1 protein-coding gene is annotated in these 289 nt (G+C 51.9%); it reads right to left on the reverse strand.

Features of this window, described 5'->3' with window-relative positions; genetic code table 11:
• A partial coding sequence (locus AC1RPW_RS08380) for a hypothetical protein (protein ID WP_481769505.1) occupies positions 1-216 on the reverse strand: 216 nt, incomplete at its 3' end.
• Positions 217-289: the final 73 nt, after the last annotated feature.

Genomic DNA, 289 nt, shown 5'->3' on the forward strand with positions numbered 1-289 from the left:
GCCATACTTCAAGGCATTTACGAGCGGGAGACGCGTCTCCCGTACACCAAGAAGCTCGCCTTCTTTCAGATCGCGCGAATCGAGATGCTGGAACACAACCATCACGCGACGGCTGCTGTTGCTCCAGTCTCGACACTGCCTGATGACCAGATTGTACGGGTCATGGCGTTCAATGAATTCGTTCGGTGGATTGAACGTGAATTCGCGTTCCAGCATTAAGAACCTCTTGGGGTAGTTGTGGACACTTCTTTATTTACATGGACTGAGTGGCACGCTCAAACTTGGGACG

It is taken from the genome of Dellaglioa sp. CoH-55-MRSF-8, from assembly GCF_056782195.1.